This is a genomic window from Burkholderia sp. Bp9012, assembly GCF_003853825.1.
In the GTDB taxonomy this organism is placed as follows: domain Bacteria; phylum Pseudomonadota; class Gammaproteobacteria; order Burkholderiales; family Burkholderiaceae; genus Burkholderia; species Burkholderia diffusa.
In genome coordinates this window covers 198549-211431 of record NZ_QTQA01000003.1, presented here as the reverse complement: position 1 = coordinate 211431, position 12883 = coordinate 198549, and the positions used below count along the sequence as shown (strand labels likewise).

The window sequence follows — 12883 nt, the reverse complement described above, 5'->3', positions numbered from 1 at the left end:
CGCCACATTCTTCAAGGAACTCACATCATGAATGGTATCCCGACCACCTTCATCGTCCAGGGCGCGCTCTGGCTGCTCGTCCTCTTCTCCGTCGTCACGTGGACGCTGATCGTCGTGAAGGCGATCCAGAGCCTGCGGGCGAGCGCGCGCAACCGGCGTTACGTCAGCGCGTTCTGGGCGGCCAACAGCTTTCACGAGGCCGCCGCGCTCGACGCCGCGAACAGCCCGGTGGGCGAACTCGCCGCGACGGGCTTCGACGCGCTGCGGCGCGCCGACGAGAGTAGCGCGCACGATCTCGAACACAGCTGGAGCCGCCACGACCTGCTCGAACGTCATCTCCGGCAGCAGATCCACAACGCGCGCCGGCGCGAGGAGGCGGGGCTGGCGGTGCTCGCGTCGATCGGCAGTACCGCGCCGTTCGTCGGCCTGTTCGGCACCGTGTTCGGCATCATCCACGCGCTGACCGCGATCACGCACAGCGCGTCGGCCAGCATCGACGTCGTGGCCGGGCCGATCGGCGAGGCGCTCGTCGCAACCGGGATCGGCATCGCGGTCGCCGTGCCGGCCGTGCTCGCGTACAACTTCTTCGTGCGTCGCGTGAAGGCCGCGTCGGCCGATCTCGATGCGTTCGCCACCGATTTCGTCACGCTCGCGCAGAAAGCCGGCTTCCGCGTGCCGGCCGCAGCCGCCGCGCCCGCACCGGCACGTCGTGCCGACGACACCCGTCAGGAGGCGTTCGCGTAATGGCTTTCTCTTCTTCCTCCGACAACGACGACGTGCTCAGCGAAATCAACATCACGCCGCTCGTCGACGTGATGCTCGTGCTGCTCGTCGCATTCATCGTCACGGCGCCGCTGCTCAACAACGCGGTGCACGTGAATCTGCCGAACACCGTCGCCACGGCGCCGGCCGATCGCAAGCCGAACGTGACCGTGAGCGTCGACGACAAGGGCGTCGTGTATCTCGACAAGCGTGCGGTCGCACTGGCTGCGGTGCCGGCCGAGCTGGCTGCGCTGAAGGCCGGCCGGCCCGATGTCGCGCTCGACCTGCAGGCCGACGAACATGTGCCGTACGGCACGGTCGCGAAGCTGATGGCCGCGATCGAGCATGCGGGCATCACGCGGCTGTCGGTGCTCACCGCGCCGCGCGGCTGACGCGCGGTTCACGACTTCCTTTACGAACGCATCCATGAGCATCACGGCTTCCCGTAACGTCCAGTCGATCTGGTACACACGCTGTCCGGTGCCGACGCCGCTCGGCATCGCCGCGCATCTCGGCTGGCTCGACAGCGAATTCGCCGGCGACGGCATCACCGTGCGCGCGCTGCAGGAGAGCCAGCACGCGGCGCTGCATCACGCGCACATCGATCATTCGCTCGACAACGCATTCCGGCAGGGCGGCAGCATTCCCGCGCTGTGGGCGCGCGCGGCCGGCGCCGATACGCGCGTGGTCGCCCTGACCTGGGTCGACGAGGCGCAGGCGATCGTCGCGCTGCCGGAAAGCGGCCTGAAGCGGCCGAAGGACCTGCGCGGGCGCCGCATCGGCCTGCCGCGCCGCGATGGCGAGCGCATCGACATCTTCCGTGCGGCCGCGCTGCGCGGCTTCGTCAGCGCGCTGTCGCTCGACGGGCTCGGCCCCGCCGACGTCGAATGGATCGACGTGCCCGCGTCGACCCTGCGCGCACCGGTGTCGATACCGGCGACGCGCGACGCGGCATTCAGCCATCCCGCGAGCCTGTCGAGCCGCCGGCTCTATGCGGCCGAAGCGGCTGCGCTCGTGCGCGGCGAGGTCGACGCGATCTACGTGAAGGGTTCGCTCGGGCTCGAAACCGCGCACCTGATCGGCGCGCAGCCGGTCGTCGACATCGGCTTTCATCCCGATCCGCAGATCCGCATCAACAACGGGTCGCCGCGGCCGCTGACCGTCAATGCGTCGACGCTCGAACGCCATCCCGACATCGTCAGCCGCTTCCTCGCGCGCGTGACCGATGTCGAAAGCTGGGCGCGCGAGCACGAGCAGGAAGTGCTCGGCTATCTCGGCCGCGAGACGGGATCGGGCCACGACTGGCTGCGGCTCGCGTACGGCGCGGATGTGCATCGGCGGCTGCGCACGGATCTCGACGACGCATCGATTGCCGCGCTCGACGATTTCAAGCGCTTCCTCGTCGAATGGCGATTCCTGCCGGCCGACTTCGACGTGCGTGCGTGGGTCGACCGGCGCGCGCTCGACGGCATCGCGACGCTGTCTCGCGACGCTGCGCGGTGAGCGCGCCGGCACGCGTCGCCGATGCATGGCGGCGCGAGCGTTTCACCGGCGGCTTCATGCTGCTGGCGCTCGCGAGCGGCACGACGATCAGCATGGCGCAGCTCGCGACGACGCTGTACGCGCTCGCGCTCGGCGTCGACAGCGCGCGGCTCGGCATCATCGCGGCGATGGAGCCGCTCGGCATCGCGTTGATGACGCTGCCGGCCGGGCTGCTCGTCGCGCGCTACGGCGCGCGGCGCGTGTACTTCGTCGCGAGCATGGGCCCGATGCTGCTCAATCTCGTCGTGCCGTTTACCGGCGCATGGCCGCTGATCGCGCTCACGCAAGTGTTGATCGGGCTGTGCATCCCGTTCCGGATCGTGTCGATCAGCGGCGTGTTCCTCGCGCGTCTCGCGCAGATCGGACTCGCGCGCGCCGGTTGGTACCGCGCGGCGATGTCGGTCGGTACCGGCATGGTCGGGCCGTGGCTCGCGAGCTGGCTGATCGGCGCGCATGGCGCGGTCGCGACGTTCTGCGCGGCATCGGCGAGCTTCGCGGGCATGGCGCTGTTCAGCCGGACGCTGCTCTGCGGCGCGGAGCCTGCGGCACGCGGTGAGCAACCTGAACCCTGTGGCCTGCGCGTATTGCTGGCGCTCGCATGGAGTCACGACGTGCGCGAGCAGCTCATGCTGGAAGCCGTAAACAGCGCGACACGTTCGCTCGCCGGCGCGTATACGGTGGTGCTGGCGATCCAGTCGCTCGGGCTGTCGCAGACGACAGCCGTCGCGCTGCTGACGCTGCAGGGCGTTGTCGCGGTGATCGCGCTGTTCGGGCTCGGGCATGTCGCGCAGCGGATGACGGCGCGCCGTTGCCACGCGCTCAGTCTTGCCGGTGGCGTGGCCGGGTTGCTCGCGCTGGGTCTTGCGCATGACGCATGGATCGTCGGTGCGGGACTCGCCGCGCTGTGCGCCGGGTCGTCGCTGCTGCATCTCGTCAACATGCAGCGTCTCGGCCGTCACCCGGCCGACAAGAGCCAGGTGTCGAGCCTCTACAACCTCGCGTCGATGACGGGCGCGTTCTGCGGCCCGCTGGCCGGCAGCGCGCTCGTGCCGGTCGTCGGGTTGCCGGGCATGTTTCTGTGCTGGCTGCCCGTCGTCGTGCTGGTTGCGTTCGCGTTGCGCGTCGCAACGGGGCGGTGCGAGGCATCGCATCCGGTGACTGAATAGCTGTACTGACGACCATCTGATCGGGTGTTGCGGACTCCGCGCAGTGTTGCGTGACAAGCAGTTTGCTTCCCGTCACAGATGCGCATGCAGCAACACCTGCACCACACCCATGCCGGAAGCCCCGTCCGACGGGCCTCTCGATGCTGGCATCCGAATTGCAACAGGTCACCCGTGCGTCGTGCACGCACGTGCGTTCAACCGATCAAACAGGATGACTCATCGATGTTCAGGAAAAAACTAATCGTCACCGCGCTGGGGGGACTGCTGACGGGCGGGGCCGTATCGTTGCCCGCATGGGCGGAAGATGGCGCGGTGGCGGCGGCACCGGACGCGAAGCCGGCGCAACAGGGCGCGGACGATGCAGCTGCGGCGGCACCGACGGCAGCCCGCGCCACCCGCGGCGCGGCCGCACGCGAAACGAATCTCGGCACGGTGACGGTGACCGCGCGCCGGCGCAAGGAGAGCATCCAGGACGTACCGGTCGCGGTGAGCGCGCTGAGCGGCGACACGATCAGGAACAACGAGTTGCGCGTGGTGAACGACGTCACGAAATACGTGCCGAACTTCACCGGCCAGTCGACCGAAGGTCGCGAGCGGCCGCGCTGGTTCCTGCGCGGCGTCGGCAGCAACGATCCGTCGGACTTGTCGCTGAGCCCGATCGGCGTGTATTTCGACGATGTCTACATCAACAGTGTGTTCGGGCAGGGCTTCCCGCTTTTCGACCTCGATCGCATCGAAGTGCTGCGCGGCCCGCAGGGCACGCTGTGGGGCAAGAATACCGTCGGCGGTGCGCTCAGCATCACGTCGCAGAAGCCGACCTTCGACGTGAGCGGTTACGGCAAGATCGGAATCGGCCAGTACAACAGCCGGCTCGCGGAAGCCGCGATCGGCGGGCCGATCGGCAAGAACGACGTGCTGGCCGCGCGCGTGTCGGTGTATCACGAGAACGCCGACAGCTTCTACACGAACACCGTGCAGCAAGGGCGCTTCGGCGGCTTCCACGACAATGCGGTGCGCTTCCAGGTGCTGGCCGTGCCGACCTCGGACACGGACTTCCTGTTCAACATCCACGGCCGCAACTACACGGGCGGCGGCAATGCGTGGCACGCGCAGGGCGCGGGGCCGGGCGGCGCGAACCAGTTCGGCTTCGTCGGGTCGAGCGATCCGTACACGGTGTCGCTCAATGCGCCGTCGAACGATCACATCTCGACCTGGGGCACGTCGCTCACCGCGCACTGGCGCATCAACCCGGCGGTGACGCTGACGTCGATCACCGCGTTCGAAGGGCTGCACCGCTGGTACCAGGACGACGAGGACTATTCGGCGTTCGACGCCGCGCGCTCGCACGATCGCTTGTCGAGCCGCCAGTTCTCCCAGGAATTCCGGCTCGAATCGCCGCAGAACGACCGGCTCAGCTGGCTCGTCGGTACGCACCTGTTCACCGAGCAACTGGCCGAGCAGGGTGCCGGCGGCGGCCTGCCTGGCGCGCCGTCGCCCGCGTTCTACCACTTGACCGACCTCACGCAGCACACCCAAAGCGCGGCGATCTTCGGCAGCGTGAAGTACCGGTTCACCGACCGCTTCAACGTGACGGGCGGGCTGCGTTATACGATCGAGCGCAAGAACATCAACCTGACCGGGCTTCAGAACGCCGGCAACGTGACGTTCAGCAATCCGGGCAGCTGGTGGGATCCGTCGTCGGTGTCGTCGCCGCTGGCGGTCAGCGCGCGGCAGAACCAGACGAACACGTGGCGGGCGCCGACCTGGGACCTCACGCCCGAATATGCGCTCAGCAGCAACGTGCGCGCATATTTCCGCTATGCGCGCGGCTTCCGTTCGGGCGGCTACAACGGCAACGCGTATACGCAGAGCACGGTGTCGACCGTGTCGCCGGAGTACCTGACCGACTACGAAGTCGGCATCAAGAGCGAGTGGTTCGACAAGCGGCTGATCGTCAACGCGAGCGTGTTCCACTACGACTATCGCGACATCCAGGTGTTCGCGCTGGCGCCGAACCCGTTCGGCGGCCCGCCGGTGTCGACGCTGTCGAATGCGGGCCAGGGGCGCGCGGACGGCTTCGAGCTGGAGCTGAAGGCGCAGCCGGTCAACAGTCTGTACCTGTTCGCGAACCTCGGGATGCTGAACACGCGCTACACGGAGTTCCGCTATGTACCGACCGCCGTCGGCAATTCGTTCGCGCGTTCGCCGCATACGACGATCAACGCGGGCTTCGACTATCGCGCGCCGGTATCGGTCGGCACGCTGACGGCCGGCGGCGACGTGAATTACCGCAGCCGCGAGTACTTCAGCGCGACGCGGCAGACGATGCCGCAGCTCTGGCAGGGTGGCTACACGGTGCTGAACGCGCACGTGTCCTATACGACGCCGAACCAGAAGTACATCGTGACGGGCTACGTGACGAACCTGACCAACAAGGTCTACAAGAAACTCGAGCTGCTGCCGTCGTATGGAGCGTATCCCGTGCTGTACGGCGATCCTCGGACTGTTGGACTGACGTTCACCGCAAAAATCTAGGTACCGGGTGGTGCCGCACAGTCTCCCGGAGCGAACCTGATTTCCGGGAAGCCGGTTCGAGCGCATCGAAGTCATCGGCGGAAGGGGGCGCGCGATCCGCGTCCCCTCCGAACCAGGTTTGACATGCGGTTCCGCTTGAGCGACGAATCGGACGGCGCGGCATGTCCCGTTGGTTTTCACTGCATGAATCGCCGGAATATCCGTCAAGACCGGACTCGGGAAGCCGCGGGACGTGAGAATGCCTAGCCGAACGTGATGAACTGCGCCGACGACCACACCTTGCTATCGTTGCGCTGCCGCCCAAAGAAATAGACAGGGCGGTTGCCGAACTCCGCATTGCCGGGCGTCACCTCGATGCTGCCGGAGAGATCGACCGGCAGTGGCTGGTCGGTCAGCCGCTCGATCGCGACGAACAGCTCCGTGCCGCCAAGCGCATGCGTCGCCGTACCACGCGCGAGCAGTTCCGCACCGCTGATCTCGAAACGGAATTCAGGCGCATGGACGAATGGATTGCGTTGTAGCGGATCGCCGACCTTCGCGAAGCTGTCGATCGTGCCTTCGACCACGATCGTCGCGGCGGCGAGATTGCCGATGTCGAGCTCGATGCTGTCCGCGTCGCCATAAGTGTCGCTGCGGAATTCGACATCGGTTGCGCCGGTTCGCCATGCCGACTCCTCCACGTGCTCGAACCCGTTCGACCCGAAACGATGGATCGTACCGTTGACGATGCGGATCCGGCCGCGCCACGCGGCCCAGCGATAGCGGTCCCGGATGCGGGCGCCGCCCCAGCGCACGCGGATCAGGCGATCCGCGTAGCCGAGTTCCGCATGCAGGTTGCGTTCCCACAGCAGCCCTTCGTGATCGTACGCGGCCACATATTCCCAGCCCGACTGGCCGAGCAGCCGGTAGTCGAGCCGCGCCGGCCCGCGATGCGCAAACGCATCGCCTTGCCAGTGATCGCCGCAACGCACGAGCAGCGCACTGTGCTCGCCGGTGGTTGCCCACGTGCGGCGGGCACGCAGCGCTTCGCCGACGTGCTTGCGATCGAGCACGGGCGCGAGCACGCCCGTCAGTCCGCCGTGCACGCCGAACACCTGCACGCCGGGCGCGCCACCGCCCGGCCGGCCGCGATGTTCGTCGCCGCTGGCCGCGACGCCAAGCTGATAGCCGCGCGCGATCACGTCCTGGTACAGCCAGCCGAAATGCCCCCATGACGATGCGATCTCGACGAGCCGCTCGAGCTCCGGATGGTGCCAGTCCGGGATGTAGCGGCGGCCGCCCACGTGCGGCATCACCAGGTGTTGGGCGGCAGCGTCCGCATACGCGTCCCACAGCTCCTCGACGGGCCAACGGCCGAGTTCCACCGCATTGCCCTTCATGTCTTCGTTCCAGACGAGCGTGCGATTGTGTTCGCCGCGCGCGTTGTATGGAAAATCCGGCCGCGTGTCGCCGAGGAAAACAACGTTGTGGTCGCCGCCCGCGGTCGAGCTGCCGCACCATTCCTGCACCGGATAGACGACGAATCGGCCCGGCTCGTTGAAGCGCTCGACCGCGTCGACGCCAAGTTGCCAGTTCTCGTCGGTGATCTGGAAATCGTTCGCCGTGTAGCCGAGCACGTCAATACCTCCGATGTCGCGCGCATAGCGTGCGTTGTACTCGGGACTGTTGGTGCCGACCGTATCGTGGGCATGGACGTGCAGGTCCGCATACAGCGCGCGCGGCGCGGGCAGCGACGCGTCGACCGTCAGCCATGCTTCCGCGATGCGCACGTCGGGCCGCGCGGGCAGGTCGGCTACGATCCGCAGCGTGCCCGCGTCGACCGGTAGATCGTCGAGCGCGCAGCTCGCAAACCCGGCATCGGGCAGCACATGTTCGCGCCGATAGACGGCCTCTCCGCGTCCGTCGCAAGCGACGACACGCGCAATGCCGCCAACATCGCGGCACGCATTGCCCCAGCGGTCCTGCAGCGACAGCCTGAACGGTGCGCGCGTGCCGGGATGCACGAAGCGCGGGCCGCTCAGCAGTAGGTCGGACGGCGCGCCGGCGCGAATGTCGATCGATACGTCGCCCGGCACCGCGACGAAGCGCGACGTGCCGAGCGGATCGACGTAGAGCCGGAACCGGAAGTTGTCCTCCGCGAAGGTCTGCACGCGCGTGCCAGGGCCTCGACGGCGATCGCCGAGACGGATCACGATCCGGTCGCCCGCATTGACGTATCCGTCGACGATGTCGACGATCACGGCCTTCTGGAATGGCCGTTCATGCCCCTTCTGGTCGAAGCGCACATTCAGCGCCTGGACGGTGGCCGGACTCTGGCCTGGTGCGAGCGGGGCGGCATGGTATTCGGCGCTGATGTAGTTGGCCGCGGTCGGATCGCTCGTCTGGAACAGCGCCCAATCCGAATAGAACTTGAACGTGGCCTTGAGCCAGCCGCCATCGGCGATGCCGGATGAGCCGACTTCGTAATCGAGCACGATCTCGCTCCATTCGCCGGCTTCGAGCCGTGCGACGTTGCAGCGCACGCGTCCGGCGAACGGCAGGCGTTTGTGGCGTTCATACAGGCCTTCGGGTGCGACGTGCGGACCCAGGCGTTCGCGCAGCGCAGCAGCGCGGGCATCAACGGTATCGACGGGGGCGTTGGTTTCGTTCATGGGGAATTTGAGAAATGTCGACGGAAGGCAGCGCATTTCAATGTGCGAACGGCCACGGCGCACTCGGATCCCAGACGGGGATGCCCATGTACGCGTACCACGGCGCGATCACGCAGAGGCCGTACACGATCGCGATCAGCACCGACACCACGCCGACCTTCGCGTAGTCGGCGGTCGAGAATGCACCGCTGCTGTACGCGATGACGCCGGCGGTAATCTGCGTGGGCAGCAGGTAAGCGAAGCTGTCGGTGTCGCTGACGAGCATCGTGAAAGCGACCGGATGCAGCCCGAGACGCGGCGCCAGTGCGAGCGCGATCGGCGCGATCATCGTGACGGCCGCGACGTTGGACAGCATGCCGATGCGGATCACATGCGTGCCGAGCATCACGATCGCGATCGCCAACCACCAGCCGCGACCGCGCGCGGCGACATAGATGTGATCGGCGGCCCAGTTCGCGAGCCCCGACGTACTGATCGCCGACGACAGTGACAGCGCGCCGGCCAGCAGGAACAGCGTGCCCCAGATCGTGCGCTGCTCGACCTCGGCCCAGCCGAAGCGCAGCACACCGGGCGCGAACAGCAACGCCAGCGCGATCAGCGCGACGATTTCCGACGGCAGATGATGCAGAGGCTCGGTCGCCCACGACAAGGCGACGGCCGCGAACAGCACGAGCACGGCCCAGTCGTTGCGAGCGGCGCGCGGCTGCGCCCGGCGCATTGCGGCGATTGCGCCGGGGCCGCCGGGAATCGCGATGGCGCGCGAGCGGAAGTAGAACTGCACCCAGGCCTGCGTGATCGCGAACATCCCGAGGTACGGCCACTGCAGCTTCAGCCACGTCAGATACGAGATCTTGATGGCGAGCTGCTTCTCGAGCAGGCCGGACACGACCATGTTCGGCAGGTGGGCCGTCAGGATGCACATGCCGCTGATCATCGCGCCGTACACGAGCGTCTGGATCACGATCGCCTTGCGCGCGGCCCGCTCGCGCGGCGACTCGCCGAATAGCCGGACGATCCCGTTCGTGACGGGCAGCAGTGTGGCGGCCCGTGCATTCGCGGCCGGCACGACGAGCGCCATCACGCAGTTCACCGCGAACATCGCCCAGATCACGCCGTTGGCGGTTCGCACCTTCAGGCGGTCGAGCAGCAACAGGGCGATGCGGCGGTCGAGCCCGCACGCCTGCATGATCGCGGAGAACAGGAATGCGGCGAGGCACAGGAACACGACGGGCGCGGCGAAGCCGCTGGCCGCCTTCGGAAACGACGGGCTCGCATGCGACAGCACGAGCAGCATTGGCAGCAGGATGCCGCTCACGCCGACGGGAATCGCATCGGTGATCCATACGATCGCGATCCACGCGACGACCGCGAGTGTCGCCTTGCCTTCGACGGACAGATGCGCGGGCGCGGGCAGCCACCATGCGATCGCGAAGAACGCGAGCCACGCGGCGGCGAAGCCGAGCGCGGCACGCCACCGCACGCTTCGCGATCGGCCTGCCGCGTGCGGATCGGCGTGTGGAACCGCCGCCGGTTCCGCCCGTGATGGTAGGCTTGTCTGCGCGCCGCCCAGTGGCGGCGTGCCGATTGCGTTTTCAGTCACTGCTATGCTCCCCGTGCGTCGAGCCCTGAAACGGCAGCCCCGACCGTCTGTCTAGATGTGATAATACGTATTAATACAAGTTGGACGATCCAATTGCTTTTCATATCGATATCGGGAATCGCGCATAACGCGAGCCGAGCACGGAGAGGAACAATCGATGACGCTGGTGCGTGACGACGCAACGTCGCTTTACGAGCAGATCGCGACGACGCTGCGCGAGGAGATCGAGCAGGGGTGTACGAACCGACCGGCAAGCTGCCGTCCGAGGCGCAGCTGAGCGAGCGCTTTCAGGTGAGCCGCGTGACGGTCCGGCTCGCGCTCGATCGCCTGACCGACGCGCGCATTGTCGAGCGCAAGCAGGGCAAGGGCACGTTCGCCGCGAAACGGCGGTTGCGGCATCGGCTCGACGTGCTGCGCGGGCTTTACGATTCGATCGCCGGGCAGGGCGCACGCGCACGCATGGAATTGCTGCGGATGGAGGAGTGCGACGTGCCGCCGGGCTTGCGCCAGGCATTCGCCGCCGACGTCACGCGCTGCATCTATCTCGAACGCCTGCACTGGGTCGACGAGGAACCCATCGCGCTCGCGCAGACCTGCCTGCTGCCCGAAGCAAGTGACGCGGCTTATGCGCAGGCCGACAGCCTGCCGACTTACGAGCTGCTGGAGCAACTGCTCGGCTGGCGTATTGCCGACGCCGACATGTCGGTGACGGCCGTGGCCGCGCCGGACGATATTGCCGCCCGGCTAAAGGCCGGCAAGCAGGCGCCGCTCCTGGTGTTGCGGCGCACATCTCGTCTGCCCGACGGCCGCACATGTGAAGCCACCGTGTTTCATATTCGGCCGGAGCGCTTCGACCTGGTGGTGCGAAGCGGTGTCGAAGCCCGATTTGTCGCTTGAAGCGCGCCGTCCGTCGTGGATCGCGGCGACGGCCCTGCGCAGTCAATCGATCGGACAGTTCGTTCAGACGCCTGCTAATTCCCGTCCTGATTTGGTTTTCCCATTTTGGCAGTGCCGAGCCGGCCTCGCCGCAGCACGCCGCGCTTGGCGCCGCGTTCAATCTCGGCGGGCCGTCGCACTCGGCCGCGGCGACCGGCTGCCGTTCGTGATGAACTCGTTCCATTCGGTGATCGGCGAATCCGATGCCGACGTCGCGCGACGGTTGCGTGACAAGCATGAGCGCATCGACGACGAACAGGGCAGACTGAAGCTCGCCGACATGCTCGGCGGCGGCGTCGACCTGCGCGAGCTGCCGCTCGACCGGCCGTTGCCGTAATCGCTGCTGACGGCGATCGATAGCGCGCACCGCCGGCGCGGACGCGTGGCGATCTTCGTCGGCTACGCACGCCAGAGGCTGACGCTGCTCGAGCTGATCATCCGTGCGCAGGAGACCGGCCACTGGTCCGTCGCCGGCACGCCGGAGCAGCTCGGCGATGCGATCGAAACGTGCTATCGCGCAGGACTCGTCGACGTGCTGTCGCTGCACGGGCTCGGCCAGCCGGACCAGGAAGACCTGCTGCTCAACGGGTTGCTGCCCGAGCCGCGCCGTCGTGATCTGATCGATACCGACTATGTGGGCGGCGATTTCCGCGCGAATCTCGAGTTGCCTGCGTTGCAGCGCGAAACCGCGCAGGCGTGAGTGGGCGAGCGCGCGAACGATGCATCGTGCTTTACATTCGACGGGGCGCCGTTCCGCCATATCGCGCAACCAGATATCCATCGAAAAAATAACCATTTGGTACACGCTTCGGCAGGCATTACAGTCTCGCCTCCTGCCGGCTGCGACGCCGGTCGTTCCGACGTTATTTCAGAAATTCGCCACATGAATCGTTTGATGCGTTCCAGGATTCGCCGTGCCGCGGCCGCGCTGTTCGTGCTCGGCCTTGCGCCGGTTTCCCACGCAGCCCAGCCGACGTTGCGCGTCGGCATCGACGCCGAGTCGTATCCGCCGTTCTTTTCGAAGGACGCGAGCGGCAAATGGAAGGGCTGGGAAATCGACCTGCTCGATGCCGCGTGCGGCAAACTGAACGTGCGCTGCGAGCTCACCGACATTGCGTGGGACGGCCTGATTCCGGCGTTGCAGAACCGCAAGATCGACGTGATCTGGTCGTCGATGACGATTACGGGCGAACGGCAGAAGGCGATCGATTTCAGCCGTGCATATTACGAGTCGCCGACGGTGTTCGTCGGCGCGAAAAGCGACCGGCGCCGCGTCGATTGCGCGGTGCCCGCGAGCTTCAAGGGCCGCGTGATCGGCGTCGAGGCCGGCACGAACTTCTCGGCGTTCCTCGATTCCCGCTTCAAGCCGGAGGCGCAGATCAAGGCCTTCGACAAGTTCGACAACGCGCTCGCGGATCTGGTGTCCGGCCGGGTCGACTACGTGCAGGAAGGCAAGGGGCTGTTCACGGCATTCCTCGCGTCGCGCGACGGCAAGGACTTCGAAGTCAAGGCGACCTGCGCGGACAATCCGGTGCTGGGCCTCGGCATCGGTGCTGGCGTGCGTCAAGGCGATGCGCTGCGCGGCAAGCTGTCGACCGCGATCGCGCAACTGCAGCAGGACGGCACGTGGGATGCGATCACCGCCCGCTATCCGAACCTGAAGGGCACGATCGAGAAGGGCCGCTGACTCG

At 66.9% G+C, this 12883-nt stretch carries 11 protein-coding genes; 9 read left to right on the top strand and 2 right to left on the bottom strand.

Translation table 11 applies throughout. From position 1 onward, the window contains the following. Positions 1–27: 27 nt before the first annotated feature. From DIE11_RS05110 to DIE11_RS05090, 5 genes are all read left to right on the top strand, one after another. Positions 28–744, top strand: a complete 717-nt coding sequence (locus DIE11_RS05110) for a MotA/TolQ/ExbB proton channel family protein (protein WP_124621971.1) — start codon at positions 28–30, stop codon at positions 742–744. Further along, complete coding sequence (locus DIE11_RS05105; RefSeq protein WP_009694203.1) at positions 744–1154, top strand: biopolymer transporter ExbD; 411 nt, start codon at positions 744–746, stop codon at positions 1152–1154. The genes DIE11_RS05110 and DIE11_RS05105 overlap by 1 nt, the downstream gene beginning before the upstream one ends. 34 nt (positions 1155–1188) lie before the next feature. Further along, complete coding sequence (locus tag DIE11_RS05100; RefSeq protein WP_124621969.1) at positions 1189–2265, top strand: ABC transporter substrate-binding protein; 1077 nt, start codon at positions 1189–1191, stop codon at positions 2263–2265. Next, complete coding sequence (locus DIE11_RS05095) at positions 2262–3470, top strand: MFS transporter (RefSeq protein WP_124621967.1); 1209 nt, start codon at positions 2262–2264, stop codon at positions 3468–3470. Before DIE11_RS05100 ends, DIE11_RS05095 begins: the two co-directional genes overlap by 4 nt. A 222-nt stretch (positions 3471–3692) precedes the next feature. Beyond that, entirely contained in the window at positions 3693–6005 is a 2313-nt protein-coding gene (locus DIE11_RS05090) for a TonB-dependent receptor (protein WP_124621966.1), read from the top strand. A gap of 242 nt (positions 6006–6247) precedes the next feature. Here the strand turns inward: DIE11_RS05090 and DIE11_RS05085 are convergent, their stop codons facing one another. Together DIE11_RS05085 and DIE11_RS05080 are read right to left on the bottom strand one after the other, a co-directional pair. Beyond that, entirely contained in the window at positions 6248–8656 is a 2409-nt protein-coding gene (locus DIE11_RS05085) for a hypothetical protein (RefSeq protein WP_124621964.1), read from the bottom strand. A 37-nt stretch (positions 8657–8693) separates the two neighbouring features. Then, positions 8694–10136: an anion permease gene (locus tag DIE11_RS05080; RefSeq protein WP_260437089.1), complete on the bottom strand. Its 1443-nt coding sequence runs from the start codon at positions 10134–10136 to the stop codon at positions 8694–8696. Between the two features lie 354 nt (positions 10137–10490). Between DIE11_RS05080 and DIE11_RS05075 the strand changes: the two genes are divergently transcribed. The 4 genes from DIE11_RS05075 (at position 10491) to DIE11_RS05060 (ending at position 12879) form a co-directional block, all read left to right on the top strand. After that, positions 10491–11153 (top strand): GntR family transcriptional regulator, encoded by a 663-nt coding sequence (locus DIE11_RS05075; RefSeq protein ID WP_260437088.1) that lies wholly within the window; start codon positions 10491–10493, stop codon positions 11151–11153. Next, on the top strand, positions 11128–11529 hold the full coding sequence (locus tag DIE11_RS36815) for a hypothetical protein (RefSeq protein ID WP_260437087.1): 402 nt from the start codon (positions 11128–11130) through the stop codon (positions 11527–11529). Before DIE11_RS05075 ends, DIE11_RS36815 begins: the two co-directional genes overlap by 26 nt. Positions 11530–11574: 45 nt before the next feature. Continuing rightward, a complete protein-coding gene (locus DIE11_RS36810) occupies positions 11575–11892 on the top strand; it encodes a hypothetical protein (RefSeq protein WP_260437086.1) in 318 nt (105 codons plus the stop codon). A gap of 183 nt (positions 11893–12075) precedes the next feature. Beyond that, the gene (locus DIE11_RS05060; protein WP_124621962.1) at positions 12076–12879 is read left to right on the top strand and encodes a transporter substrate-binding domain-containing protein; all 804 of its coding nucleotides are present in this window, start codon (positions 12076–12078) and stop codon (positions 12877–12879) included. Positions 12880–12883 lie beyond the last annotated feature (4 nt).